This is a genomic window from uncultured Marinobacter sp. (genome assembly GCF_947259545.1).
Taxonomy (GTDB): Bacteria; Pseudomonadota; Gammaproteobacteria; order Pseudomonadales; family Oleiphilaceae; genus Marinobacter.
In genome coordinates, this window is record NZ_CAMYMK010000011.1 from 135,015 (window position 1) to 161,056 (window position 26,042).

The window sequence follows — 26,042 nt, forward strand, 5'->3', positions numbered from 1 at the left end:
GATGCCTGTGACTGAATCAAATACACAACTGCCTGCCGCCATCCCTCAGGATAAGCCCGCTCAGAAGAAGCTCTGGCCCCTGTGGCTGATATCACTGATTGCCCTTGCCCTGATCATCGCACTCGCCCTCTGGAGCTGGCAGCAATGGAATGACGGCCAGGCATTGCAGCAGAGGCTGGAGAATTTGAGTAGCGACGTGTCCCGGCTCGACAGCCAGTATGGCGCACGGGGCAGCGAACAGAGCCAGAGGATCCAGGCACTGGAAGACAAGCTGGCCGATCAGCGGGAGCTGCTTGCGACTCAGCAGCGCCAGATTGATCATAACGCCAGGGAACTGCTGGAAGCCGGTAACCGCACCCGTACCGACTGGCTGCTGGCCGAAGCCGAATACCTGCTGAGGGTTGCCAACCAGAGACTGCTTATCGAAAAAGACATCCGGGGCGCGCTGGCGGCACTGGAAGCCGGCGACGATGTGCTCAAGGAATCAGACGACATCGGCGTCTACCCGGTACGGCAGCAACTGGCCAAAGAAATCCTCGCCCTCAAGGGCATCGCCGATGTGGATCGCACTGGCCTCTACCTGACCCTGGAAGCCGCCATCGACAGCGTTAACCGACTGACAGACGATGCTCTGGTCAATGAACGGGCGCCAGGATTTGTCACCACTGCAGATGCAGCCCTTGGCGACAATCGCGAAGGCGAACCCGGCCTGCTCAGCCAGGGCTGGACCAAGGTCAAGAACACGCTGGCGAACGTGGTTGTCGTTCGCCGCCTGGACGAGCCCGTCAAGCCCCTGCTCTCTCCCGATCAGAGCGCCTACGCCCGCCTCAACCTGCAACTGATGCTGGAGGAAGCGGAGATGGCCGTACTTCGGGGCCACCAGGAGCTCTACGACCGCGCACTAACCAAAGCCGGTAACGCTATTACCGACTGGTACGACAACACCAACCCGCAGGTAGCTGCGCTCACCCAGACCCTGGGCGAACTTCAGGCCCGGAACATCGACCCGCAGCTGCCAGACATCAGCCGTTCACTGGAGCTGCTGAAAGCCCGGCTGGAAGGACGCCAGAGCACGCTCCCCAACGCCGCCGATGAGGAAGAGGAGAGCGAATCATGATTCGCCTCCTGCTGATCGTACTTGTTGCACTGCTGATCGGTACCGCCCTGTCCATGGGGCTCGAATACGACCTTGGCTATATCCGCATCAGCCTGGGGCATTACCTGATCGAGACCAATTTCTGGGTTGGGCTGGCCCTGCTCGTGGCGCTGGTGGTGCTTTCGGTACTCACCATCAATCTGATACGCCGTTTCCGCCAGGGGACAGGCCTGATGGCTGGCTGGCTTGCCCGCGGCAACCAGCGACGGGCCCGTCGCCGCACCACCCAGGGACTGCTGGCGCTGGCCGAGGGCAACTGGCCCCGGGCCCGCAAGCTGCTGACATCCTCCGCCAATCATGCCGACACCCCGCTGATCAACTATCTGGCGGCGGCACAGGCCGCGTTCGAGTCGGGCGACCATGACGCCGTCGATGAGCTGCTGCGGGCAGCATTCGAAAGCACCCCGGGTTCAGACATGGCCGTGGGAATTACCCAGGCCCAACTGCAACTGGCGGGCAACCGGCTTGAGCAGGCACTCGCGACCCTGGTCCGTCTCCGCAAACAGGCGCCGAATCACCCCTTCGTGCTGAAACTGCTGAAAAACACCTACCTGCGACTGGAGGACTGGCGCGAACTGTCAAAGCTGCTGCCGGAAATGCGCAAGCGCAACCTCCTCGCCTCGGACGAAGTGGAAACACTGGAACGCAGGGTCTGGCAAAACCTGCTGCAACGGGCCGCGGAAGACTGCCGCCGCCAGACCGGCGCGGACTCGGCATCACTCGAACCCCTGACCCGGCTGTGGGACGAGTTACCCGGCGTGCTGCGTCGGGATGAGCACACCATTCGCGAATACGCCCGCCTGCTTGCCGCCCTCGGTGACGAGGCCCAGTCGGAGACTCTTCTGAGGAAGGTGCTGCGCAATCACTGGAGTGACGAACTGATCAACCTGTACGGTCGCGTGAAGGGCAAAAAGCCCGACGAACAGCTGCTAATCGCCGAACAGTGGCTGAAAGACCGGCCCAACAACGCCGAGCTGCTGCTGGCACTGGGGCGCCTGAGCCTGAGAAACGAACTGTGGGGCAAAGCCAGGGAGTATTTCGAGACCAGTCTGCATTTGCGCCGCAGTCGCGAGACCCTGGCGGAACTGAGCCGGCTCAATGCCCATATGGGCGAAGAGGACACCAGTGTGAAGCTGTTGATGCAGGGGCTGCTGAAGGACAACGAATTGCCCGATCTGCCGATGCCGAAGGCCTGACATCAGGCCCTCGGCGCGTACTCCAAGACATCGGAGAAAAACGCCGCTTCCGGCAAACCCGCTTCAATCAGCGCGTCCATTAGCGTATACACCATCGTCGGTGACCCGCTGGCATGCACTTCCACGTTCTTCCAGTCCATGCCCGACGCGAGAACCGCCCGCACCAGCTGGTCGTGATGGCCGGCCCAATCGTTATCCTCGTCATCGCCCACTACGGGAAGAAACGTAAACGGCGGCCACTCCTGCTCCCATTTCTGGGCCAGACCGCGCAGGTACATGTCTTCGTGGCGGCGCACGCCCCAGTAGAGCTTGACCGGTTGCCCGTAGCTGGTGGTCCTGAGATAGTCCACCAGACTTTTCATCTGGGCAAACCCGGTGCCGGCCGCTACCAGCAGCAACGGTTTCTCCGGAGCCGCTGCCAGGCAAGCCTTACCGTGGGGAAGTTCCACCGTGACATCGTTACCCGAGGTCAGCGCCTCAATCACCTTTTGCGCCGACACCCAGTCCGGCGAGGCCTGGATATGCAGCTCAATGTTCGCTTCGGACGGGCTGCTGGCGATGGAGAAGTAGCAGGGCTCGGCATCCGGCAGATTCACGGACAGGTACTGACCGGCGTGAAATGAGAGTTCTCGACGGCGAGGCAGCTGAAGCTCGACCCGGTAGACGTCGTGGCTGATGGAACGAACGTCCACCACCTTTGCCTGGTACTTGCGAGGCTGATTGGTTCCTGCTGCCATAACGGCGTTAATCTCCAGTTCCAGGTCCCCGAGCGCGAGGGTTCTGCACATCATCAGTCGCTCGTTGACCGTAATCGTCTGTTGGTTGCGGGTGTTCAGTGCGCTGCCAGCCAGTAGCCGGGCTTCGCAGATTTCACACACCCCATTGCGGCAGGCGGCGGGCACGGCAATGCCCGCATCGGCTGCGGCATCGAGCAAGTTTGTCTCCGGACTGACCGAATAGACCAGTCCGGACGGTTTCAGGACAACCCGATACACATCGTTGTTCCTATCACTCGGGGCGATCCGGCGCAGTTTCAATCCCCAGGCTGTCCCAGAGGTCATCCACCCGCTGTTTGACCTCGTCGGTCATGGTGATCGGCGTGCCCCACTCACGATCGGTTTCACCGGGCCACTTATTGGTCGCATCCATGCCCATCTTCGAGCCAAGGCCGGACACCGGCGATGCGAAGTCCAGATAATCAATCGGCGTGCTCTCTACCATCGTGGTGTCACGGGCCGGGTCCATCCGGGTAGTCATCGCCCAGATAACATCCTTCCAGTCACGGGCATTCACATCATCGTCCGTGACAATCACGAACTTGGTGTACATGAACTGCCGCAAAAAGGACCATACCCCCATCATCACCCGTTTGGCATGGCCTGGGTACTGTTTCTTCATGGTCACCACTGCAAGGCGGTAGGAACAGCCTTCCGGGGGCAGATAGAAGTCCACAATCTCCGGAAACTGCTTCTGCAGAATCGGGATAAACACTTCGTTCAGTGCCACCCCGAGAATCGCCGGCTCATCGGGCGGGCGACCGGTGTAGGTACTGTGATAGATCGGATCCTTGCGGTGGGTAATCCGCTCCACGGTAAACACCGGGAACTGGTCCACTTCGTTATAGTAGCCGGTGTGATCCCCGAACGGCCCTTCCGGCGCCATGTCGTCCGGATAGATAAACCCTTCCAGCACGATCTCGGCACTGGCCGGCACCTGCAGGTCACTGAGACCACACTTGACCAGCTCGGTGCGGCTGCCCCGCAACAGGCCCGCAAAGGCGTATTCGGACAGGCTATCGGGCACCGGGGTCACAGCGCCCAGAATGGTGGCCGGATCGGCGCCCAGCGCAACCGCCACAGGATAGGGCTGGCCCGGATTGGCTTTCTGGAACTCCTGAAAGTCCAGCGCCCCACCGCGATGACTGAGCCAACGCATAATCAGCCGGTTACGACCAATCACCTGCTGACGGTAGATCCCAAGATTCTGGCGCTCCTTATGGGGGCCACGGGTGATCACCAGCGGCCAGGTCACCAACGGACCGGCATCCCCGGGCCAGCAGTGCTGAACCGGAATCTGGTAAAGGTCCACCTGATCCTTCTCGACCACCACATCCTGACAGGGCGCGGAACGCAGCACCTTGGGACTCATACGCATGACCTGCCGGAACAACGGCAGTTTTTCAATGGCGTCCTTGAATCCCTTGGGAGGATCCGGCTCCTTCAGAAAGGCCAGAAGTTTGCCAATCTCCCTAAGCGCGGTGACATCGTCCTGCCCCATGCCCAACGCCACCCGCTTCGGCGTGCCAAACAGGTTGGCCAGCACCGGCATGTCGTAACCTTTCGGGTTTTCGAACAACAACGCCGGACCGCCCGCCCGCAGGGTGCGGTCACAGATTTCAGTCATTTCCAGATGGGGATCAACTTCAACGCTGATGCGTTTTAGCTCGCCCAGCTTTTCCAGCTGACCGATAAAATCTCTAAGATCGTTGTATTTCATTCGGTGCTCCGTTCGCGCTTCTGATACTACGGAGGTAAGCTCCTGGCGGACTATTATTCGGAGGCCGGAACGAGGTGTGGGACAGGCGGGGCCAAAACATTCAAGGAAACCACGTTTCCCCGTTTTGGCCCCGCCTGTCCCACACCTCATCCCTCAAGCTTAAAGGACTACACCGGGCAATGGTGTGAGCCTTAAGACCGTAATCAACGACGCTTCATGGACTGGAAGAACTCATCGTTGGTCTTGGTGTCTCTCAGCTTATCCAGCAGGAACTCGATGGCAGCTGTATCGTCGTCCATCGAGTGCAGCAGCTTGCGCAGAATCCAGACACGTTGGATATCCGCTTCAGACATCAGCAGGTCTTCGCGACGGGTGCCGGAGCTGCGGATATTAATGGCAGGATAGGTACGCTTCTCGGCAATTTTGCGATCCAGATGGATCTCCATGTTGCCGGTGCCCTTGAACTCCTCGTAGATCACCTCGTCCATCTTGGAACCGGTGTTTACCAGTGCCGTGGCAAGGATAGTCAGGCTGCCGCCCTCTTCCACGTTACGGGCCGCACCGAAGAAACGCTTGGGCTTCTCGAGAGCGTGGGCGTCCACACCACCGGTCAGTACCTTACCGGAGGACGGGATCACGGTATTGTAGGCACGGGCCAGACGGGTAATGGAGTCCAGCAGGATCACCACGTCTTTCTTGTGCTCGACCAGGCGCTTGGCCTTTTCGATCACCATTTCTGCCACCTGCACGTGACGGGCCGGCGGCTCGTCAAAGGTGGAAGCAATGACCTCACCGCGCACGGTACGCTGCATTTCCGTCACTTCCTCCGGGCGCTCGTCGATGAGCAGTACCATGACATGGCACTCCGGGTTGTTACGGGTGATGGACTGGGCAATGCTTTGCATCAGCAGCGTCTTACCCGCCTTGGGCGGGGACACGATCAGGCCACGCTGGCCCTTGCCGATCGGTGCCACCAGGTCCAGAACCCGGGAAGAGAGATCCTCGGTGCTGCCGTTACCGGCTTCAAGCATGAGGCGTTCGTCCGGGAACAGCGGCGTCAGGTTCTCGAACAGAATCTTGTTGCGGGCATTGTCCGGCTTGTCGAAGTTAATCTCGTTAACTTTCAGCAGGGCAAAGTAGCGCTCGCCGTCTTTGGGCGGGCGAATCTTGCCGGCAACGGTGTCACCAGTCCGCAGGTTGAAGCGGCGAATCTGGCTCGGCGACACGTAGATATCGTCGGGTCCGGCAAGGTATGAGGCATCGGCGGAACGGAGGAAGCCGAAACCATCCTGCAGAATCTCCAGTACGCCATCACCATAGATGTCTTCGCCGCTTTTGGCATGCTTCTTCAGGATCGTGAAGATGACATCCTGTTTGCGCGAACGAGCCAGGTTATCGAGGCCCATCTCTTGCGCAATATCGAGCAATTCGGGCACGGATTTCTGCTTGAGTTCAGTAAGGTTCATAGGTTGTTAGATTTTCGGAATGGAAGTAAACGAATATTGGAATGACAGGAATGCCCCTGAACGAGTTGGTCGGATGCTAGTTGAACTTGGTGCTGGCCAGATGGAGCAACCGGTATAGATGAAAGCCGGAAAAGTACTGAAGCCAGAGACAGGAAGAACAACCGTTCGCCGGGCAACAGGGATAATCGACCACCTGACCCGTGTATGTCAAGTGATGCTGACCAAATTTACGCCAATTGCCATGCCCGGAACGGAAAAATACCACCTTAATCACCCTTCTCCCTCTGAAGGAATACCCCCCTTCCATTCACCTGCTGCTCCGGGGATACTGGCCACAATCAGTGATTTAACCTGCGGAGTAACACCATGAGCAGCGAGAAAACCAGCGAACTCAAACCCCTGAACATTGCCATCCTGACAGTATCCGATACCCGTGGTGCCAATGAGGATACGTCCGGCCAGTTTCTGGAGGACTGCGTTGTTGAGGCAGGACACCAATTGATCGCGCGCCGCATTCTCCCGGACGATGTCTATCTGGTTCGTGCGCTGATGTCCGGCTGGATTGCCGACCCGGAGGTGCATGCCATTATCATTACCGGCGGGACCGGTTTCCATGAACGCGACAGCACCCCCGAAGCCGTGATGCCATTACTGGACAAGACCATAGATGGCTTTGGCGAGGAGTTCCGCCGGCTGTCGGCGGCGGAGATCGGCACCTCTACCATTCAGTCCCGCGCCTTTGGCGGACTGGCCAACCATACGGTCATTTTCTGCCTGCCCGGATCGACCGGCGCTTGTCGCACCGGCTGGAACGGCATCCTGAGCACCCAACTGGACAGTCGTCACGGCCCCTGCAACTTCTCGGCACTGACCCTGCGCAAACCGGACCGCCCTCATCATCGGCTGCATGAAAAAATTGGCGAGCGGGGGCAACGATAACTATGGCGGTTCAACACTTAACGCCAGTCGAAGACGCGATTTCGCAAATATTGGACCAGGCAACGGCGCTGACCGGATCGGAACCCGTACCGTTGGCCGATAGCCTTGGCAGGGTGCTGGCAGACGATCACTACGTGCCGGCGGATGTGCCGCCCGCAGACAACAGTGCAGTGGATGGTTACGCCCTGAGAACACAGGATTTCGTGGCCGATCAGCCTTTACCGCTGTCAGCCCGTGTTCCTGCGGGGCAGGCCCCGGAGGCCATTGCCCCCGGCACCGCCGTTCGCATCTTTACCGGCTCGGAGATTCCACAGGGCGCCAACGCGGTGGTTATGCAGGAGCGGGTGGAGGTGACCGATGCCGGCGTTGTCATTGGCGCCGATGTCAGCGACGGCCAGAACATTCGCCGCCGTGGACAGGATTTGACTCAGGGTGACCTGGCGCTGGCACGGGGCACCCGCATCCGTCCCCAGGAGATGGGGCTGCTGGCTTCCATGGGCGTCGCCCGTGTGCCGGTACTGCCCCGCCTGAAAGTGGCCATCCTGAGCACGGGCGATGAACTGGTTGAACCGGGAGTCCCTCTCAAGCCCGGACAGATCTACAACACCAACCGCTTCACCCTCCTAGGCTTGCTGGCTGAAACCGGTTGTGACGTAGTGTTGTGTGAAACGCTCCGGGACACCCGGGAAGCCACGCAGGCAACCCTGAAGCGCGCGGCCAGCGAAGCCGACCTGGTAATTACCAGCGGTGGCGTCTCGGTGGGCGAGGAAGACCACGTGCGGGCGGTACTGGAAGAATCCGGCGAGCTGTCCCTTTGGCGCATGGCCATCAAACCGGGCAAGCCACTGGCCTTTGGTTCGATCGAGGGCACGCCGGTTCTGGGCCTTCCGGGCAACCCGGCGGCGGTGCTGGTCACTTTCCTGGTGGTGGGGATTCCCTATATCCGCAAACGCCAGGGCGTCACGGATTATCGTGTTTCCGGTGAACAGCTGCCAGCGGCTTTCAAGGTGGACTCTGCCTCCATTCGCAAGGAGTTTGTCCGGGCGCGAAAGGAGGTCCATGGGCAGCGGGTGGAAGTGGCGGCCTACCCGAACCAGAGTTCCGGCATGCTGAGTTCCGCCTGCTGGGCTGACGGGCTGGCGGTGGTGCCAGAGAACACAACCGTCACCCCCGGTGATATGATAACTTATTATTCCTTTGCAGAACTTCTGGGGTGACCATGGGAAACGAAAACACACTGACCGTTCGTTTCTTCGCCCGCCTGCGGGAGGAGCTGGCGACCGACAGCCTTACGCTGCCGGTACGCCCCGACACCTCAGCCGGCCAGGTGCTGTCTGAACTGGCAGCGAAAGGCGGACCGTGGGCTCAGCTGGATGGCAGGCAACCGGTGATGATTGCCGTTAACCAGGCGATGGCCAAACCGGAAACACGGCTCAAGGCGGGGGATGAGGTGGCTTTTTTCCCGCCGGTGACAGGAGGCTGACATGGATCATTCCGTCTCTGTGCAACAGGAGGATTTCGACGCTGCCACGGAGTACCAGGCGCTACGGGGCAGCGATGCTGGCACGGGTGCGATTGCGACGTTTACCGGTCTGGTGCGGGATAGTGGCGATCTGCAAGGCGTGACGGGGCTGTTTCTGGAGCATTACCCGGGGATGACGGAGCGGGTGATCGAGGATCTGATCGAGCAGGCGGCCGAGCGCTGGGATGTGCGCAAGGCCCGGGTGGTTCATCGGGTGGGTGAGCTGGCGCTGTGCGATCAGATTGTGTTTGTGGGGGTGTGCAGTGCCCACCGGAGCGATGCCTTTGCGGCCTGCGCGTTCATTATGGATGCCTTGAAGACGTCGGCGCCGTTCTGGAAGAAGGAGATGACGGAATCCGGGGAGCACTGGGTTGAGCAGAAGGACGCTGATCTGGCTCGTAGTCAGAGTTGGGAATTGTAGGTTCCTGCAGGCCTCATATTGGAGTGCGTCGACCGGTAACTAATGCGGGTGGGTGGTTCCGAAAAACGCTTTGAATACGTCCGTGTACGCTTGGGCTCCGCCATCCATGGCTCCGCACATTTTCGGAACCACCCACCCGCATTAGCGCCCTACTTCTGAGTTATCTTCAAGATCTTCCGGGCGGTTTCTGTTCTTGAACGCCTGGGCCGCATCGTCGCATTTCACTTTTACCGCTCCAGCCAGCTCGGCGAAAACCATCACTCTGCGGTTGCCTTCCTGCAACTGCTTTTCCAGTAACGGCGCCAACGTTACCGGGTAGACGCCGTGCAGCGGATGCGCCCTGCCCTCGCATTCGGCGACGACGGGATGTTTCGGAGCTTTCTGCCAGGCATCCACCAGGCAGGACAGGACCTCGGGAGTGATTTGCGGCGTGTCACAGGGGCAGACCAGTACGGCGTCAGCATCTATGGCTGCGGCTTGTTTCAGGCCGGTTAGCAGGCCTGCCAGGGGGCCCTGGCCACGAATGGAGTCGTCATCTTCGAAGACCTGATCCGGGGCAAGCTGTCGGTAGTCTTCCAGGGAGCGGTTGGCGCTGATCAAGACGGGGCTGGCGACGGCTGTGAGGACATCGTATACCCAGGCGGCCATGGGGCGGCCGTTCCAGGGGATCATGCCTTTGTCGCGGCCTCCGAGGCGGCGGCCTTCGCCTCCGGCCAGGAGCAGGCCGGCGATATGTTTGCGGTCACTGTGTTTTGTCATGGCCATAAAAAACCGCCCGTGAACGCTGGTTCAGGGGCGGCTTCGGGCGTCCGGTCAGCAATCAGAGGTTGCTGTCCAGGAAGGCCGCCAGCTGGGACTTGGACAGTGCGCCCACTTTGGTGGCGTCCACGTTGCCGTTCTTGAACAGCATCAGGGTGGGAATACCGCGGATGTTGAACTTGGGCGGAGTCTGTTCGTTTTCGTCGATGTTCAGCTTGCAGATTTTCAGCTTGCCGTCGTACTCTTCGGCGATCTCTTCCAGTACCGGAGCGATCATTTTGCAAGGGCCGCACCACTCTGCCCAGTAATCCACCAGTACAGGTACGTCAGACTGCAGGACGTCCTGCTCAAAAGATGCGTCAGTTACGTTTACGATATTTCCGCTCATTACCATTTCCTGATTCAGGCACGTCTCGCTCTCAATACCAGGTGACTACCACCTGGATACCATACGGCCCATGCCGCGGCGATCGGTGCTGTTGAACGTTGCTGAAGGCTGCAATCTGTTCAAATAGCAGCCGTTCACCCTCATCTCAATACGCCATACTTTACGCGATTGATCAGCTGTCTGTGAAGCGGTTCTGCCCCTCTCTCGGTTTCCCGCTATACTGACGGGGACTAAAATTCGATGGCGACCATTACTGACAGGTCCGCCGGAATTCGCTTATAGTACCGGCACCGGTAACGCCTAGAGGAATTCTTCACACGTGACGGCTACCCCCTCTGCCGAATCCAACACCACGTCGCCCGAGTTGCTCGCGGCTATCGACATGGGCTCCAACAGTTTCCATATGGTGGTTGCCCGGCTGGTCCACGGTGAGATACGTACCCTGGAGAAAATGGGCGAGAAGGTTCAGCTCGGCGCTGGCCTTGATGAGCGCAATCGTTTGACCGAGGAAGCCCAGCAACGTGCGCTGGCCTGTCTGGGCCGGTTTGCCCAGCGTCTTCGGGGCATGCCGCCCGAGGCGGTGCAGGTTGTCGGCACCAATGCACTTCGGGTCGCTCGCAATGCCCACGAATTCATGACCCGCGCGGAGGATGCCCTGGGCTATCCGGTGGAGATTATCGCCGGGCGTGAAGAGGCCCGCCTGATTTACCTTGGCGTATCCCACACCCTGTCTGACGATGCAGGCCGGCGGCTGGTGATTGATATCGGCGGCGGTAGCACTGAATTTATTATCGGCGAGCGGTTTGAACCCCAGGAACTGGAAAGCCTTCACATGGGCTGTGTATCCTTTCGCAACCGTTACTTTGCGGACGGCAAAATCACCCGGCGCCAGATGGACAAAGCCATCACCCATGCTGAACAGGAATTGCTGAACATTCGCCAGCATTTCCGCACTGTGGGCTGGCAGAGTTCCGTTGGTTCCTCCGGCTCGATCAAGGCGATTGCCAGCGTGCTGGCGACCCTGAAGATCACCAATGGCACGATTACCCTGGATGCGATGAATGAATTACGTCAGCGCCTGATCGACATGGGAAAGGTCGAGAAGCTGGCGGACCTGGGGGTGCGCAGCGACCGCCAGAGCATTTTCCCGGCCGGCTTCGCGATTCTGATGGGGGCCTTCCAGTCGTTGAAGATTGAGGAAATGACGTTTGCCGAGGGCGCCCTCCGGGAAGGACTGCTTTACGACATCGTCGGGCGTATCCAGCATGAGGACGTGCGAGAGCGAACGATTGCCGCGCTGCAGGAGCGTTATCACGTGGACCAGGCCCATGGTCGTGCTGTGGAAGACACCACCATTGCAGCCTGGGATCAGGTCGCGGACGCCTGGGCACTCCGCACTGCACCGGACGAAGAGGTGCTGCGGTGGGCCTGCCGCCTGCATGAGATCGGCCTGACCATCTCCCACAGCCAGTACCACAAACACGGTGCCTACCTGTTGCGCTACTCGGATCTGCCCGGTTTCAGCCAGCAATTCCAGCGGGATCTGGCCACTCTGGTCAGGGGCCATCGCCGCAAGTTCTCCAGCGCCATTTTCGAGGGGCTCGACCCCGAGGACATTCCGCGACTGCGTTATCTCTGTGTGCTTGTGCGTCTCGGGGTATTGCTCCAGCATCCCAGGAACATGGAAGCGCCACCGGCCTTCCAACTCCACGCCGGCGAGAACCGGCTGACAATCGAGTTTCCCGAGGACTGGTTCAGGGAGCGCCCGCTCACCCTGGCCGATCTGGAAAATGAACGGGACTACCTGGCGAAGCAGGGGTTCAAGCTGGAACTGGTTTCCGACGCCTAGGCAACCAGTTCCGCTTCCAGGCTCTCCACGGTTTCACTGATCTCCAGCCACTGGGCTTCCACGTCTTCCAGGCGATCCTTGAACTGTGCCTGTTGCCCCAAAAGCTCCTTCAGCTTCTGTTTGCCCCCGTCCTGATACAGGTCCGGCGCCGACAGGTCGGCCTCCAGAGTCGAGAGTTTCTGGTGAAGCTGCTCCATTTCCTTTTCCAGCACGGACTGCTGCTTGCGGTAGGGACTCAGCTTCTGCCGGATCGCGGCCTCGGCGCGCTTCCGCGCCTTGCGGTCCTCGGCACTCTCTCCAGCCACTCCAGCCCCATTCCCACCGACCCCATCTGCCGGTGCCGCAGCTCCGCTCTGTTGCGGTTCCCGTCTGGGCGGCTCGGATTCATCCTTGCGACGATCCGCCAGCCAGCGCTCATAGTCTTCCAGATCGCCGTCGTATTCCGCCACCCGGCCATCATTAACCAGCCAGAACTCATCCACGGTGTTTCGCAGCAGGTGACGGTCGTGAGACACCACCACAATCGCGCCAGAAAAATTCTGCAACGCCATGGTCAGCGCCTGACGCATCTCCAGATCCAGATGGTTGGTGGGCTCATCCAACAGCAACAGGTTCGGCTTCTGCCACGCGATCACCGCCAGGGCGACACGAGCCTTCTCGCCACCAGAAAAAGAGCGAATAGCGCTCAGTGCTTCGTCCCCATGGAAGTCAAAACCACCGAGAAAGTTACGGATACTCTGCTCGGACGCTTTTGGTGACAACCTCTGGAGATGCAGGAACGGGCTGGCGTTCAGGTCCAGAGATTCCAACTGGTGCTGGGCAAAATAACCAACAGCCAGGTTCTCACCGGCGGTACGCTCACCCGCCAGCAGGGTGGCCTGCCCCCGCAGCGCATCCATCAGGGTCGATTTACCGGCACCGTTGGGACCAAGTAAACCGATCCGGCTTCCGGGCAGCAGCGACAGATTAATACCGTTCAGAATCACCGTGTCTCCGTAGCCGGCGGCACCATGACGAATCGACAGCAACGGGCTGGACACCTTATCCGCTACCGGAAACTCGAAGCTGAACGGTGAATCGACATGCGCCGGTGCAATTTTCTCCATGCGCTCAAGCGCCTTGACCCGGCTCTGGGCCTGACGGGCCTTGGTGGCCTTGGCCTTGAACCGGTCGATAAAACGCTGAATCTCGGCAATCCTGGCCTGCTGGCGCTCAAAACCGGCCTGCTGTTGCGCCAGGCGCTCACTACGCTGCCCCTCGAATGCTGAGTAATTACCCGTATAGAGTTCCAGTTTACGGCGGTCAAAATGAACCACATGGGTCGCAACCCGATCCATGAAATCGCGGTCATGGGAGATAAAAAGCAAAGTGCCACTGTACCTGCGCAGCCAGTTCTCGAGCCACAGGCAGGCATCCAGATCCAGGTGGTTGGTGGGCTCGTCCAGCAACAACAGATCGGACGGCCTCATCAGTGCCTGGGCCAGGTTCAGACGGATTCGCCAACCGCCGGAAAACGCCGACACTGGCCGCTCGGTGTCGGCATCGGAGAAACCCAGCCCTCGCAGCAGAATGTCCGCCCGGCGTGGTGCAGACCAGGCCTCGTGCACATCAAGCTCACCGTGGATACGGGCCTGGGCATGGTCATCCCCATTGCGTTCTGCCTCGGCGAGCTCCCGCTCCATCCGGCGCAGGTCGTGGTCACCATCCAGCACGAAATCACGGGCACTTCGCCCGGATGCCTCAACCTCCTGGGCCATATGGGCAATGCGACACCCACCGGGGAGTGACACACTTCCCTGCTCGGGGGAAAGTTGCCCCAGCAAAAGCTGGAACAGACTGGATTTGCCCGCGCCGTTGGCACCTACGATGGCAACCCGCTGGCCAGGCTGAATGGTGAGGCTGACGGTGTCTAGCAACCAGACACCGCCTCGTTGTAGACTGAGATCGGTTATCGTTAGCATGTGCTCATTTTATCAGGGTACGCTTTACAAGGAAGACACAGGGCCACAATGCAGGACAAGCGGGTACAGCTGCCATCAGAAATGGAACCGGATACCCCACTTTGGCGTTTTGCCTTGGTATTCTGGAAATATCCGGGCATTGAATCGACGTGCCTGGCCTTACAAGGCAAAGGGTGGAACGTTACACAGATTCTGGGCGCCTGCTGGCTTACCATTACGGGCCATAAATACAGTGGCTATGAGAGCGATACGGTAACAGAGTGGCGCAGCCATGTAACCGAGCCGTTGCGCTCAGCCCGGAAATTTATGCCCCGACATAACCCGGTGACTGAAAGCCTGCGCGCCAGTATCGCCACAAACGAGCTGGAAGCGGAGCGGATTGAGCTGGCATTGACTTATCAAAGCCTTGCCAATACTCAATCAGAGAGCGCCGGCGCGTATGAAACTGAACACCTGGCCCGCACCAATCTTGAAGCGGCAGCACCGGAGACGGTTATGGATATGGAAACCGGACAATTGCTCGACGCCCTTACCCGCAGTTTGATGGCCTTTTCAGCCGGAGCACAAGGGGAATGATGATGAAATGGCTCATCCGTCTCGCCTTTCCGGCGCTTGGCGTTCTGCTCGTGCTGATGTTTTTCGGGCTTAACGAGCCTGAACCACAGACCGTCGAGAGCGCCCCCGAGCAAGCATCCAACGCAGAGATTCCGGCTTTTGAGGGCTTGGTACCGTCCCCGATTCCTGTTGAAGGCCCCGACATTGTCTTCAAGTGGCAGGACAGTGATGGTAGCTGGCACTATGCAGACCAGCCTCCCGAGAATGGCCCGTGGAATGCTCTGGCGATTGAGCGTCAAAGCAATGGCGACGCGCACCCGACCGAGCCAGCGCCGGAAACCGACTGGCAGTCCCCCTACAGCGCCCCCTTCTCCCTGGCGCCGTCCACACCGAGCAATAGCGGCAGCTGAGTTTTCGGCCACTTTCTTAACACATGTTCAGTGGCATCTGACTACAGAACCCGTTACCTTTCCCAATTTCAGATAAACACAATACGGGGAGCCTCAAGACTCCCCACCCACAAAATAGGACTCTGCAATGAAGAAAATGCTGCTCGCACTGGCAGTGACCGGCATCGTCGCCGGCTGCTCCACGCAAACCGAATCAAAGAAAGACCCGAGCCTGGACTCCACCGACCAGAAGGTCAGTTATGGCATGGGGCTGGTGCTCGGTGAGCGCATGAAGAACGACCTGCCGGACCTGCAAATGGAACAGTTCCTCCAGGGGATTGAGCACGGCCATCAAGGTGATGAGGAAGCGAACCGGATGAGCCGTGAAGAAATCCAGGAGGCGCTGATGGCTTATCAGCAGCAACTCCAGGAACGGCAAAATGAACAGCAGGAAGAGCTGGCCCAGAAGAACAGCGAAGCCGGTGAAGCGTTTCTCGCGGAGAATGCACAGCGGGAAGGTGTTGAAACCACGGATTCCGGCCTGCAGTACGAAATCCTGGAAGAAGGCGATGGCGACAAGCCAGGCGAAAATGACCGGGTGAAAGTTCACTACACCGGTGAACTGCTGTCTGGAGAGGTCTTTGACAGTTCCCGCGAGCGTGGCGAGCCGGTCACCTTTGGCCTGAATCAGGTGATTCCAGGCTGGACCGAGGGTCTTCAGCTGATGAACGAAGGCAGCCGCGTGAAGCTGTACATTCCTTCAGACCTTGCCTATGGGCCAGGCGGAAACCACAGCATCGGGCCCAACGAAACCCTGGTGTTTGATGTGGAACTGATCGAGGTGAACCCGGAATAAACCGGCCCCTCTGTGGATACAGACTGCAGCCTCTTCTACAGAGGCTGCAGGTCTATCCCGTTTCCCTGAAAGCCTCAGGCAGAGGACATGACCTTGTCTGCGTGTACGTTATGCAGATGTTCAATCAGGTAATCTTCCATCTCGAACCGGCTTTCCAGAATTTCTCCCAGCTCGGACAGTTGATCGAATAATTCCCGGACATCGCTCTCACTGAGTGACTTACCATCCAGGCGATCATTGAAATTCAACGCCGTCTCGGTGGTCTGTGCAATTCGCGGATATAACTTGGCGGCCAGTTCCAGCCCACCGTCATTGAATTCCCTGGCTTCCTGAATTAGCTGCTCATAGATTTCAAAATGACCGGCGGATACATAGTCCACCAACACCTCGCAGAGCCGGACAAACTTTTCCCGCAGGGCTTCCGTTTGGGAAAAATCACTTTCTCCGGACAACTCACAGTAGTGCACCAACAGCTCCTGGCGCTCCTTCAGCCAGCGATCAATCAGCTCGCTGACGCCACCCCAACGCTCCCTGGCATTACGGCAATTTTCCAACATGACGCCTTTCTCCAGTTACCTGACATACCCGGTGTCGGTTTCAATTTTTCTTATGTCGAGACTCAAGGTACCCCATGCCCATAGCAGGCCGCAACCGTTTCAGCCTCTACTCCACTCAGACCTTTTGCCAGTACCAAACAGCATCACAAGCCCCGCTACGACCAATAGCGAGAAGAACACCGCGGTCCATCCCGGAATGCTCAAACCGAGGAATCGCCAGACCACTTCCGCACAGTCGCCAGTGCCCCGGAAAGCGGTGGTCAGCACCTCGGTCAGGGGCAGGACATCCAGCATGTAGTCCACGGACGGGCCACATGCTGGCACCTGATCCTCGGGCAGGCTCTGTAGCCACAACTGCCGTCCGGCCACCGTCAGCCCGGAACCAGCGGTGATTGCCAGTAACAGGCCATACAGGCGAACACCGACATCTTGCGGATTGTGCAGCACCGCCAGCAGGCTCACCAGCCCGGCTCCCATAAACCCGAAGCGCTGGAGCCAGCATAATGGACAGGGCTCCAGCCCCATGACATGTTCCATGTAAAAAGCCACGCCCAGCAGCGCGGCACACACAACAAAGATTACTGAAAACACCAGTCTGGAAGTCAAATGTACACCTCGGGAATGACACTCAGCCCCTCGCCCCCGCCCACAATTGGGCAAGGTGTCAGCGAATGCTGCAAGAGGCTACCGGGCCTGTTATTCTGCGAAAACCAGGCGGTTATCGCCGTTGCTTCGTCACTAAACCCTAAACCATAGTGAACTTCAAGCCTATGACACTCCAGCTAAAACGTTTTTTTCTGATCCTGCTGTGCCTGCTTCCAGCGATTCCTGCCGCCGTGGCCGCCCAGGAGCAAGAAGAGGAAACGGAAGCAGCCGAGGAAGCCACCATCACCGACTACATCGAAATGGACCCACCGTTTGTCACCCACGTCGGAGAACCTGGCGATAAACTCACCTACCTGAAGGCCTCGGTGACAATTCGTGCGTCGCGTGAGAGCACTCGCCCCGCCGTGGAGACTCACATGCCCAGGCTAAGGCACGAACTGGTGATGTTGTTCGGGGAACAGACCGACGCTGACCGGCTGGCAACCGGTGATGGCCAGGCCGCCCTGAGGGATGAGGCCAAAAAGCGGATAAACGCAGTGCTGGCCGAGCAGCAGACCGGCGAATCCATTACCGGCGTTCTGTTTACGGAATTTGTCGTACAGAAATAGGCAGGCAGCCTGGACGCGCAGCTCAGGCAATCCAGGAAAACAGGTCGTCGCTGGCGACCACCTGCTCACGGGCAGCCACGCTGGCGTCTTCCCAGCCGGCCTCCCAGGCAGCAATAACCACCTCACTGCGGTAGGGGCAGCGGCTTAGCTCCATGCCCATTGACGCCGCCATATAGCCATGGCGGTAGGCCTTGTTTAGAGATTTCACATCCCAGCCCAGCTTGGTCTCTCTGTTCATGCCAGCTCTCCCTGTTCCCTGACTGCCGCGCTCTCAAAGCACTTTGAACGCACTCACCACACACCATCAACGATGACGCCGCTGCATAAAGTTAGCAGCAGGCGTCAGAATCCGACAGATGTTTGTTCACTTTTTGTGCGGCAGGTCCGACTCCGGCGTGAAGCGGTTCCAGGCATCTGCAATCAGGAGCTGAGGTAATCCTCCAGAAACTCGGCAAAAGGCAGAGTGTCTTCCGACTCCATTCTCGCCTGTTCATCCAGGGATTCCGCACTCATGCGTTCAAAGTCCGCCATGGCGGTCTCACCGAATGATTCGTCACGCAGTGTCTGCTGATGCTGACGGGAGATTTCCTGGACCCATTCCCGGTGGCCGAGACCGGATTGCGACATGGCCTCCGTCACCCGTGCAGAGGGAATCAGGCGGGGTGACGACAGTTTCTCCTGCTGAGCCTGGAGTGCTCGACGATACGCATCGCCACCGGTCCAGCTGTCGAGCTGATCCGCCAGCGGTTCCAGCTCCGACAGCAGGCTGCCAGCCGCTTCACCCACCGGGGTTTTACGTCCTTTACGGCACAGTGCGAGCTCAACGTTGCGGCCATGGGCCACCACGTCCTTGTAATTGTCATCGAGTCGCTCACATTCGCTGTCGTCAATGCGGGGACTGTCCGCCAACAGACAGTCGAGCAGGAACAGATCGAGAAAATCGATCTGGCTTTCCGTAACACCCACTGGAGAGAACGGGTCCAGGTCCAGGCAGCGTACCTCAATGTACTCCACGCCCCGTGCCTCCAACGCCTGTATCGGCTTTTCCTCGCGCTCGGTGGTCCGTTTGGGGCGCACCGCGCTGTAATACTCGTTCTCGATCTGCAACACGCTGGTATTGATCTGGATAAACTCGTCGCCACGGCGGGTACCAATGGCTTCGTATGCCGGCCACGGGGTATGGATCGCCCGATCCAGTGTCCGGGTATAGGTGCTCAGTTCATTAAAACAGATATTCAGCGATGACTGGGCGTTGTTGTGATAACCCAGATCCCCCATCCGCAATGACGTGGCATCCGGTCCGTGCCAGGTGTTGTCATTAAAGCGGGCGAGATCATGTTTCACTCCGGCCACAAAGCTGGCATCAAGCGCGGGCGATGCCCCGAACAGCAACATCAGCAACCAGCTGCGGCGACGGAAATTCCGGATCAGCCAGAAATACTGGTCTGACTTGAAATCCTTCATGCTCTGCTGGTTGCCCAGGGCCTGCTGCCACAGCGACCAGAAGCCGTCCGGCAGTGACAGATTGTAGTGAGCGCCGGCGATGCTTTGCATCATCCTGCCATAACGCACAGCCAGCCCCTGGCGGTAAACGTGCTTGAGGCGACCAATATTGGACGTACCGTATTCCGCGATGGGGATACTGGCGTCGCCATCCAGCTCGCAGGGCATGCTCGCCGCCCAGAACACCTCATCCCCCAGGTTCTGCTGCACAAACCGGTGCACATCCCGCAACGACGAGAGCAGGCCGCCAGTGCTGTTGCACACAGGAGTAATCAGCTCCAGCAAAGCTTCGGAGTAGTCCGTGGTGATCCGCGGGTGGGTCAGTGCAGACCCCAGGGCCCTGGGGTGCGGGGTTTGTGCGATAAAGCCGTTGCGGTCAACCCGCAGACCTTCCTTTTCCACCCCTTTCAGGAAACCGCCCCAATCGTTGGCCGAAAATTGATGGAAGATGTGATGGCGGGATTCAGCCATGAATGACTCCTGCTAAAGCGGGTACACGCCTCGTGAGCGGTACCCACCTGTGGAATGGGTATCGGCGCGCCGGTTAACGGCCGTCTTTCCGGGCCGACGCCAGCGCCTGAGCCAGCGCTCCGGCCATGGCGCCCTGCTGGGGCTTCTGGCCACCCTGGGCGCGATTATTACGTCCACCAGGCCGGCTATCACCCCGGCCACGACTCGCCGAATCACCGGATTTGCTGTCCGTTTTCTCGCCCGGCTGGTCATCCATACGCATGGACAGGGCAATCCGTTTGCGGGGGATGTCCACATCCATCACTTTGACCTTGACGATGTCCCCGGCCTTCACCACCTCACGCGGGTCCTTTACAAACGTATTGGACAGCGCAGAGATGTGTACCAGACCATCCTGATGCACCCCGATATCTACAAACGCCCCGAAATTGGTGACGTTGGTGACCGAGCCTTCCAGAACCATACCCGGCTTGAGATCACTCAGGGTTTCCACCCCTTCTTCAAAACTGGCAAACCGGAATTCCGGGCGCGGATCACGACCAGGCTTCTCCAGTTCGGAAATAATATCCTTAATCGTCGGCAGACCAAACTGTTCGGTGACGTAGTCCTTGGGATTCAGTGACCTCAGGAAGGCCGCATCGCCGATGATGTTCTCCACCTTGCGGTTGTTTTTCGCCGCAATGGCTTCCACCACACCGTAGGCTTCCGGGTGAACGGACGACCGGTCCAGCGGATTTTCACCGCTGGCAATTCTCAGGAAGCCAGCAGCCTGCTCAAAGGTACGATCGCCCAGGCGGGAGACTTTCAACAACTGCTTACGGTTGTGGAAGACACCGTTCTGATTGCGGAAATCGACGATATTCTGGGCAATGCTCTGGTTAAGCCCGGACACCCTTGCCAACAGGGGCACAGACGCCGTATTCAGGTCCACACCAACGCCGTTTACACAGTCTTCCACCACCGCATCCAGACTACGGGCCAGCTGCACCTGGGAGACATCGTGCTGGTACTGCCCCACCCCGATGGACTTGGGCTCGATCTTCACCAGCTCGGCCAGCGGATCCTGCAGGCGACGGGCAATAGAGACCGCACCCCGGACCGTCACATCCAGATCCGGCAGCTCCTTCGAGGCAAACTCGGACGCAGAGTAAATGGATGCACCGGATTCGCTCACCACAATTCTGGCCAGCTTCAGCTCAGGGTATTTCTTGCACAGATCCGCCACCAGCTTCTCGGTTTCACGGGAGGCGGTGCCGTTGCCAATCGCAATCAGCTCGATCTTGTACTCACGGCACCAGGCAGCCAGCTGCTCAATGGAGCGCTCCCACTGGTTTTTGGGGGCATGGGGGAAAATCGCACCGTGACCGACCACCTGACTGGTGCCATCGATGACCGCCACCTTGACGCCGGTGCGCAACCCCGGATCCAGACCCAGCGTTGGGCGCGGGCCGGCCGGCGCCAGCAGCAACAGGTCCTTGAGGTTGTTGGCAAACACGTTGATGGCTTCGGTCTCCGCCGCTTCTCTTACCTGGGCCATCAGATCGGTTTCAATCTGGGTCGACAGTTTCACCCGCCAGGTCCAGCGCACCACGTCCGACAACCACTTATCGGCAGGGCGGCCGTTATCACGGATGTTCCAGCGCGCGGCAATACGCTGTTCCGCCGGATGGGGCTGTCGGCGATCACCGTCAGCGTCACCCACCACAATGGAATACCCCAGGATTCCCTCGTTGCGGCCACGCAGAATCGCCAGGGCACGGTGGGAGGGTACTTTTTTCAGAGGTTCGACGTGATCAAAGTAGTCGCGGAACTTGGCGCCTTCGTTTTCCTTGCCCTCGATTACCGTGACCTTGAGCTGACCGTCCTGCCAGATGAAATCCCGCAAATCGCCCAGCAGCTCGGCATCCTCGGCGAAACGCTCCATCAGGATGTAGCGTGCGCCGTCCAGCGCAGCCTTGGTATCCGCCACGCCGGCTTCAGCGTTGACGTAGGTGCCAGCGGTAGTTTCCGGGTCCAGGGTCGGGTCGTCGTAGAGGGCGTCCGCCAGTGGCTCGAGGCCGGCCTCTTTGGCTATCTGGGCCTTGGTACGGCGCTTGGGCTTGTAGGGAAGGTACAGGTCTTCCAGGCGGTTCTTGGTATCCGCCTCGTTGATGCTGGCGCGCAGCTCATCCGTCAGCTTGCCCTGCTCTTCGATGCTGTTGAGGATCGTGGATCGGCGGTCTTCCAACTCACGCAGATAACGCAGGCGTTCTTCCAGATTACGCAGCTGACTGTCATCCAGCGATCCGGTGACCTCTTTCCGGTAGCGGGCAATAAATGGAACGGTGGCACCCTCATCCAACAGGGCGACAGTGGCATTAACCTGTTGCTCGCGTACGCCGAGCTCTTCGGCGATGCGCCTGGAGATACTGTTCATGCAACCTCTGTGATGCTTTCTGGATCAAAGCGCAAAGGTACAGCGGCTTACCGCTGCAGGCAAGCGGCCTGGCCACGGCTGGTCAGGAATTGCACAAGATCACCCCAGGGCATGGGACGAGCGTAGTAATAACCCTGAATCTCATCGCAATGTTGTTGGCGCAAGAATTCCAGTTGCCCCTCGGTCTCTACACCCTCGGCCACCACGCTGATCTGCAGGCTGTGGGCCAGACTGATAATGGCGCGGATGATGTGCTCGGCGTCGGCGGAATGGCCCAGATCCTGGACAAAGGACTTATCGATCTTGACCAGGGAAATGGGCAGATGCTGAAGGTTGCTGAGGGACGAGAACCCGGTACCGAAATCGTCCAGGGCGAAACTGATACCCAACTGGTTGAGCTCACGCAGGCAGCGCTGCGCGTATTCGGGATCGTGCATCATTGCGCTTTCCGTCAGCTCCAGCTCCAGCAGACTGGTATCAATGTTGGCATTGAAAATAATGCGAAAGATGGTTTCCGTCATCTTGCGATCGTGGAACTGGCGAAACGACAGGTTAACCGCAAACACCAGCCCCGGGAAGCCCAGCTCTGCCGCTTCCTGCAGGCGCTTGCAGGCCTGCTCAATCACCCAGTACCCGATCGGCACGATCAGGCCACTGCGTTCAGCCACCGGAATAAATTCCTCCGGCGACACCAGCCCGCGTTCGGGATGATTCCAGCGCAGGAGGCACTCCATCCCGCGGACTTCTTCGGTCGCCAGGTCAATGCGTGGCTGATAGTAAAGCTCCAGTTCCTTGCCCCTGAGCGCGTTGCGCAGATCTGCCTCCAGCCGCAGCTGGTAACCGGCAGTGATGTGCAGTTGCCGGTCGTAAAAGCGGTAGCTGGTGCCCGGATCGCGCTTGGCTTCGAACATTGCCCGATTGGCCCGGCGCATCAGATTTTCCGGAGTATCCCCCGCTTCGGGGTAGGTCGCCACTCCCAGACTGGCGCTGACCACTACATTCTGGCCATCCACAGTGACCGGATCATTCAGGGCATTGACCACTTTGCGAATGATCTGGGTAATGTCGAGGGAGTCTTCCACCTTCTCGACAATGATTGCCAGCTCATCGCCACCGATACGCATCAGCGAGTCCACACGACGGAGACTGTGACGTAATCGTTCTGCCAGCTTCAGTAGCAGAGAATCACTTTTCTGGTACCCGAAGGATTCGTTAAAGCTGCGAAAATCATCCAGATTAAGGTGCAGCAGGGCCAATCGGTGGCCACCCCGCTCTGCCCGCAGCAGAGCCTGCTGAAGCCGGTCAAAGAACAGATCCCGATTGATAACGCCGCTGGCCACCGCACGACCGAAATGGCCCGTGGCGGATGCCGCCAGCTGCTCCCGGTACCACAGGCATTTCACGGCCCGGGTCAGGCTCAAGGCGTCCAGTGCCTGGCGACACAGGTAGTCGGCCGCCCCATTGGCGATTAACTCGGGAGCGCGCTCGGCGCTCGGGTCCGCACTGAGGGCGAGCACGGACTTGTCGTTACTGGCGGCATTGAGATACTGCAGGAATGAGGCTTCGGAATCCCCGTGGAACACACAGTCCCAAAGAATAATGTCGAAATGCGTGTTGCGGATCAGGTCATCACAGTCGATCAGATCCGGACACCAGACCATGTCCGGCACCAGCTCACGATCGCGGCAAAGCAGTGACTCCAGCCACAGAAAATCCGCGTATTCCGGCGTCAGTACCAGCAAGCGTACCTGGCCGGAACTCATTGTTTCCATTGGCAGTGTCATTAAGGGCGCCCGATTTCCATGATGAACCACATCCGTCCTACATAGGATAGCCGATAGATCATCAAGGTACAGCAACTCTCGCTGGTGTAGAATGCGCGCATGAACAAACTCAACCCCCGACAGCATGAAGCGGTACGCTATGCCGACGGCCCTTTGCTGGTTCTGGCCGGCGCGGGCAGCGGCAAAACCAGCGTGATCACCCGCAAAATAGCCTATCTGATTGAACAGCTGGGCATTCCGGGCCGCCATATTGCCGCCGTCACCTTCACCAACAAGGCTGCCCGTGAGATGAAAGAGCGGGTCGGCAAGATCGTGGACCGGAAACAGACCCGTGGTCTGATCGTGTCCACCTTCCACAATCTCGGACTGAACATGATCCGGGAGGAACACCCGCATCTGGGGTATCACCCCGGCTTTTCGATTTTTGATGCCGAGGATGCCAAGGCATTGTTACAGGATCTGATGATGCGGGAAGCCAGCGCTGACGCCGGTGATGAGCTTTCCGACGTTCAGATGACCATCTCTTCCTGGAAAAACGCGATGCGCGGGCCGGAAGAAGCCTGGAGCAAGGCGGCGGATGAACGCGAGCAACGCATTGCCCTCATCTACAAGCGCTACAACGAGTATCTCAAGGCGTACAACGCCGTCGATTTCGATGACCTGATCCTGCTGCCGGTGCAACTGTTCCGCAGCCATCCGGACGTACTTGAGAAATGGCGACGCAAGATCCGCTACATGCTGGTGGACGAGTACCAGGACACCAACGTGTGCCAGTACGAACTGGTCAAACTATTGGTCGCCCAGCGGGCTGCCTTTACGGTGGTCGGGGACGACGACCAGTCCATCTACGCCTGGCGTGGCGCACGACCGGAGAACCTGGCGCAGCTCAAGGAAGATTTTCCCAGCCTGAAAATCGTCAAACTGGAACAAAACTATCGTTCCACCGGGCGAATTCTCCGTAGCGCCAACACGGTAATCGCCAACAACCCCCACGTGTTCGAGAAAGCCCTGTGGAGTGATCACACCATTGGCGAGGAACTCCGCGTCGTCCGTTGTCGCAGCGAAGATGCAGAAGCCGACCGCGTGGCCACCGAAATTCTCGACCAGAAGCTGAAAAAGGGCCTGGCCTTCAAGGACTTCGCGGTACTCTACCGGGGCAATCACCAGGCGCGGCTGCTGGAAATGAAGCTGCAGGCCTATCAGATTCCCTATCGTATCTCCGGCGGCCAGTCGTTCTTCTCAAAAAACGAGATCAAGGACGCCATGTCCTATCTGCGGCTGCTGATCAATCCGGATGACGATGCGGCGTTCCTGCGAGTGGTTAACGTGCCGCGCCGGGAAATCGGGCCGCGGACGCTCGAACAGCTCAGCCACTACGCCCGCGCCCGCAACGTCAGCCTGTTCAAGGCGCTGGGCGATATGGGGGCGGAAACCCACGTTACCGAGAAGGGCCTGGACCGCCTGAGGCGCTTTGCCCACTGGGTCGACTACATCTGCGAGCGCCTGCACCGGGAAGACCCGATACCGGTGATCAAACAGCTGTTTACCGACATCGAATACGAAGAATGGTTGCACCAGCACTCCGGCACGCCCAAACAGGCGGAACGCCGCATGCAGAACATCTGGTACCTGGTGGAATCGATCCAGCGCATGCTCGATGACGGCAAGGGCACCGCCGATGAGCTCGGCATCGAGGATGCCATCAGCAAGCTGATTCTCCGGGACATGATGGAACAGCGGGAAGAAGACGACGACAGCGACAAGGTCCAGCTGCTCACCCTGCACGCCTCAAAGGGCCTGGAATTTCCCCACGTCTTCATCATGGGGCTGGAAGAGGAAATCCTGCCCCACCGCGCCAGCATTGAAGAGGGCAACATCGAGGAGGAGCGACGGCTGATGTACGTGGGCATCACCCGTGCCCGGGAGACTCTGACCCTCACCTACGCTGCCCAACGCAAACAGTACGGTGAAAAAATCGAAACCATCCCCAGCCGTTTCCTTGATGAATTACCGGAAGCAGACCTGAAATGGGAAGGTCTGGGCGACCTCGATGTCGAGGCCAACCAGAAAAAAGGCAAAGCCACCCTGAGCGCTCTGCTCGGCGATCTGGAACATTAAATTTCACATTTTTTCACATTTAATGA

At 59.0% G+C, this 26,042-nt stretch carries 24 protein-coding genes; 12 read left to right on the forward strand and 12 right to left on the reverse strand.

Features of this window, described 5'->3' with window-relative positions; genetic code table 11:
- Window position 1: 1 nt before the first annotated feature.
- Together Q0Y21_RS17430 and Q0Y21_RS17435 are read left to right on the forward strand one after the other, a co-directional pair.
- Entirely contained in the window at window positions 2-1,117 is a 1,116-nt protein-coding gene (locus Q0Y21_RS17430; protein ID WP_297798169.1) for a uroporphyrinogen-III C-methyltransferase, read from the forward strand.
- On the forward strand, window positions 1,114-2,352 hold the full coding sequence (locus Q0Y21_RS17435) for a heme biosynthesis HemY N-terminal domain-containing protein (RefSeq protein ID WP_297798171.1): 1,239 nt from the start codon (window positions 1,114-1,116) through the stop codon (window positions 2,350-2,352). The genes Q0Y21_RS17430 and Q0Y21_RS17435 overlap by 4 nt, the downstream gene beginning before the upstream one ends.
- Window positions 2,353-2,354: 2 nt before the next feature.
- Here the strand turns inward: Q0Y21_RS17435 and Q0Y21_RS17440 are convergent, their stop codons facing one another.
- From Q0Y21_RS17440 to rho, 3 genes are all read right to left on the reverse strand, one after another.
- Window positions 2,355-3,347 carry a 2Fe-2S iron-sulfur cluster-binding protein gene (locus Q0Y21_RS17440; RefSeq protein ID WP_297798173.1) on the reverse strand — a complete coding sequence of 331 codons (993 nt, stop codon included), beginning with the start codon at window positions 3,345-3,347 and terminating at the stop codon, window positions 2,355-2,357.
- A 13-nt stretch (window positions 3,348-3,360) separates the two neighbouring features.
- On the reverse strand, window positions 3,361-4,848 hold the full coding sequence (gene ubiD, locus Q0Y21_RS17445; protein WP_297798175.1) for a 4-hydroxy-3-polyprenylbenzoate decarboxylase: 1,488 nt from the start codon (window positions 4,846-4,848) through the stop codon (window positions 3,361-3,363).
- A 203-nt stretch (window positions 4,849-5,051) separates the two neighbouring features.
- Window positions 5,052-6,314 carry a transcription termination factor Rho gene (gene rho / locus Q0Y21_RS17450; RefSeq protein WP_297798177.1) on the reverse strand — a complete coding sequence of 421 codons (1,263 nt, stop codon included), beginning with the start codon at window positions 6,312-6,314 and terminating at the stop codon, window positions 5,052-5,054.
- A 366-nt stretch (window positions 6,315-6,680) separates the two neighbouring features.
- Between rho and moaB the strand changes: the two genes are divergently transcribed.
- From moaB to Q0Y21_RS17470, 4 genes are read left to right on the forward strand one after another with little or no spacing between them, the layout of a single operon-like run.
- Window positions 6,681-7,253 (forward strand): molybdenum cofactor biosynthesis protein B, encoded by a 573-nt coding sequence (gene moaB, locus Q0Y21_RS17455; protein WP_297798179.1) that lies wholly within the window; start codon window positions 6,681-6,683, stop codon window positions 7,251-7,253.
- 2 nt (window positions 7,254-7,255) lie between these two features.
- Window positions 7,256-8,470 carry a gephyrin-like molybdotransferase Glp gene (glp, locus tag Q0Y21_RS17460; RefSeq protein WP_297798181.1) on the forward strand — a complete coding sequence of 405 codons (1,215 nt, stop codon included), beginning with the start codon at window positions 7,256-7,258 and terminating at the stop codon, window positions 8,468-8,470.
- Window positions 8,471-8,472: 2 nt separating this feature from the next.
- Window positions 8,473-8,736: a molybdopterin converting factor subunit 1 gene (moaD, locus tag Q0Y21_RS17465; RefSeq protein WP_297798183.1), complete on the forward strand. Its 264-nt coding sequence runs from the start codon at window positions 8,473-8,475 to the stop codon at window positions 8,734-8,736.
- A gap of 1 nt (window position 8,737) precedes the next feature.
- Complete coding sequence (locus tag Q0Y21_RS17470) at window positions 8,738-9,196, forward strand: molybdenum cofactor biosynthesis protein MoaE (protein WP_297798185.1); 459 nt, start codon at window positions 8,738-8,740, stop codon at window positions 9,194-9,196.
- A gap of 141 nt (window positions 9,197-9,337) precedes the next feature.
- On the opposite strand, the gene mobA is transcribed toward Q0Y21_RS17470, so the two are convergent.
- Window positions 9,338-9,961, reverse strand: a complete 624-nt coding sequence (gene mobA, locus Q0Y21_RS17475) for a molybdenum cofactor guanylyltransferase MobA (protein WP_297798187.1) — start codon at window positions 9,959-9,961, stop codon at window positions 9,338-9,340.
- A 55-nt stretch (window positions 9,962-10,016) separates the two neighbouring features.
- A complete protein-coding gene (gene trxA / locus Q0Y21_RS17480) occupies window positions 10,017-10,343 on the reverse strand; it encodes a thioredoxin TrxA (RefSeq protein WP_297798189.1) in 327 nt (108 codons plus the stop codon).
- A gap of 319 nt (window positions 10,344-10,662) precedes the next feature.
- On the opposite strand from trxA, the gene ppx reads away from it, so the two are divergent.
- A complete protein-coding gene (gene ppx / locus Q0Y21_RS17485; RefSeq protein ID WP_297798191.1) occupies window positions 10,663-12,192 on the forward strand; it encodes an exopolyphosphatase in 1,530 nt (509 codons plus the stop codon).
- Here the strand turns inward: ppx and Q0Y21_RS17490 are convergent.
- On the reverse strand, window positions 12,189-14,153 hold the full coding sequence (locus Q0Y21_RS17490) for an ATP-binding cassette domain-containing protein (protein WP_297798193.1): 1,965 nt from the start codon (window positions 14,151-14,153) through the stop codon (window positions 12,189-12,191). The genes ppx and Q0Y21_RS17490 overlap by 4 nt on opposite strands.
- A gap of 48 nt (window positions 14,154-14,201) precedes the next feature.
- On the opposite strand from Q0Y21_RS17490, the gene Q0Y21_RS17495 reads away from it, so the two are divergent.
- The 3 genes from Q0Y21_RS17495 to Q0Y21_RS17505 all read left to right on the forward strand — a co-directional run bounded on the left by Q0Y21_RS17495 (window position 14,202) and on the right by Q0Y21_RS17505 (window position 15,953).
- On the forward strand, window positions 14,202-14,729 hold the full coding sequence (locus Q0Y21_RS17495; protein WP_297798195.1) for a TIGR02444 family protein: 528 nt from the start codon (window positions 14,202-14,204) through the stop codon (window positions 14,727-14,729).
- The gene (locus Q0Y21_RS17500) at window positions 14,726-15,118 is read left to right on the forward strand and encodes a DUF4124 domain-containing protein (protein ID WP_297798197.1); all 393 of its coding nucleotides are present in this window, start codon (window positions 14,726-14,728) and stop codon (window positions 15,116-15,118) included. The genes Q0Y21_RS17495 and Q0Y21_RS17500 overlap by 4 nt, the downstream gene beginning before the upstream one ends.
- A 127-nt stretch (window positions 15,119-15,245) precedes the next feature.
- Window positions 15,246-15,953: an FKBP-type peptidyl-prolyl cis-trans isomerase gene (locus Q0Y21_RS17505; protein ID WP_297798199.1), complete on the forward strand. Its 708-nt coding sequence runs from the start codon at window positions 15,246-15,248 to the stop codon at window positions 15,951-15,953.
- A gap of 74 nt (window positions 15,954-16,027) precedes the next feature.
- Here the strand turns inward: Q0Y21_RS17505 and rsd are convergent, their stop codons facing one another.
- Window positions 16,028-16,510, reverse strand: a complete 483-nt coding sequence (gene rsd, locus Q0Y21_RS17510; RefSeq protein WP_297798201.1) for a sigma D regulator — start codon at window positions 16,508-16,510, stop codon at window positions 16,028-16,030.
- A 99-nt stretch (window positions 16,511-16,609) separates the two neighbouring features.
- Window positions 16,610-17,116 (reverse strand): disulfide bond formation protein B, encoded by a 507-nt coding sequence (locus Q0Y21_RS17515; protein WP_297798203.1) that lies wholly within the window; start codon window positions 17,114-17,116, stop codon window positions 16,610-16,612.
- A 164-nt stretch (window positions 17,117-17,280) separates the two neighbouring features.
- Between Q0Y21_RS17515 and Q0Y21_RS17520 the strand changes: the two genes are divergently transcribed.
- Entirely contained in the window at window positions 17,281-17,724 is a 444-nt protein-coding gene (locus Q0Y21_RS17520) for a flagellar basal body-associated FliL family protein (protein WP_297798205.1), read from the forward strand.
- Between the two features lie 22 nt (window positions 17,725-17,746).
- On the opposite strand, the gene Q0Y21_RS17525 is transcribed toward Q0Y21_RS17520, so the two are convergent.
- The 4 genes from Q0Y21_RS17525 to Q0Y21_RS17540 form a co-directional block, all read right to left on the reverse strand.
- The gene (locus tag Q0Y21_RS17525) at window positions 17,747-17,962 is read right to left on the reverse strand and encodes a hypothetical protein (RefSeq protein WP_297798207.1); all 216 of its coding nucleotides are present in this window, start codon (window positions 17,960-17,962) and stop codon (window positions 17,747-17,749) included.
- 182 nt (window positions 17,963-18,144) lie between these two features.
- On the reverse strand, window positions 18,145-19,698 hold the full coding sequence (gene gshA, locus Q0Y21_RS17530) for a glutamate--cysteine ligase (protein WP_297798209.1): 1,554 nt from the start codon (window positions 19,696-19,698) through the stop codon (window positions 18,145-18,147).
- A 73-nt stretch (window positions 19,699-19,771) separates the two neighbouring features.
- Window positions 19,772-22,114 (reverse strand): Tex family protein, encoded by a 2,343-nt coding sequence (locus tag Q0Y21_RS17535; RefSeq protein WP_297798211.1) that lies wholly within the window; start codon window positions 22,112-22,114, stop codon window positions 19,772-19,774.
- Window positions 22,115-22,161: 47 nt separating this feature from the next.
- Window positions 22,162-23,898 carry an EAL domain-containing protein gene (locus tag Q0Y21_RS17540; protein ID WP_366517699.1) on the reverse strand — a complete coding sequence of 579 codons (1,737 nt, stop codon included), beginning with the start codon at window positions 23,896-23,898 and terminating at the stop codon, window positions 22,162-22,164.
- Between the two features lie 99 nt (window positions 23,899-23,997).
- Here Q0Y21_RS17540 and rep point away from each other — a divergent pair, with 99 nt between their 5' ends.
- Complete coding sequence (rep, locus tag Q0Y21_RS17545) at window positions 23,998-26,016, forward strand: DNA helicase Rep (protein WP_297798214.1); 2,019 nt, start codon at window positions 23,998-24,000, stop codon at window positions 26,014-26,016.
- Window positions 26,017-26,042 lie beyond the last annotated feature (26 nt).